At 57.0% G+C, this 766-nt stretch carries 1 protein-coding gene; it reads right to left on the reverse strand.

Annotated features, from left to right (window positions below; genetic code table 11):
- Positions 1-144 precede the first annotated feature (144 nt).
- The coding region (gene tnpC / locus ACOCD2_RS23510) for an IS66 family transposase (protein WP_293650678.1) at positions 145-766 on the reverse strand (622 nt) is incomplete at its 5' end.

Genomic DNA, 766 nt, shown 5'->3' on the forward strand with positions numbered 1-766 from the left:
AGCAGGATGCAGCAATCAGCGTATAGAACAAGCTCTAACGGGCAGTATGAACAAAATAGCAACTTTATTTCACCCGAAAATATACGGTGGAACAATGTTGCTTACTCTAAACTCTAGTACAGGTACTGAGTAAGCGCCAAACAATCAGCCCTCTTGCATCTTTTTGAGAGGCGTTTTCCAGGGTAGAAGCGCTTCGATGTCTTCAACTGTACTGGCCCCACCGATATGCCGCAGCACATGGTAGAGGTAGGCAAAGGGCTCCAGCCCGTTGGCCTTGGCCGTCTCAATCAGGCTGTAGATGGTGGCGCTGGCTTTTGCGCCACGTGGCGTATCGGCAAAGAGCCAGTTCCGGCGTCCCACCGCAAAGGGTCGGATGGCGTTTTCCGCCAGGGCGTTGCTGATGTGCAGTCGCCCATCGGCAAGATAGCCCGTCAGTAGTTCCCACTGGTTGAGGGTGTATTGCATGGCCTTATACGTCAGGCTGTCCCTGGGCACCCGGGTGCTGTTTTTCTCCAGCCAGGCCTTGAGGTCATCGAGCACCGGTTGCGCCAGCTGCTGACGCTGCCGGGTCTTTTTTTCCGGCGGCAGTGTTTCGATCCGCTTCTCGATGGCGTAGAGCTTGCGGATCTTGCCGATGGCCACGTCGGCCTTGCTGACCTTCGTCCCTTTCTTCTTCACGGGCGCCGCTTTGCTGGCTTCGACGAACTTGCGCCGTGCGTGATCCCAGCAGCCGATGCGGGTCAGGCCGTTCTCCCGGCACACCCGG

This window comes from Thiolapillus sp. (genome assembly GCF_048562965.1).
Classification (GTDB): Bacteria; Pseudomonadota; Gammaproteobacteria; order Chromatiales; family Chromatiaceae; genus Thiolapillus; species Thiolapillus brandeum_A.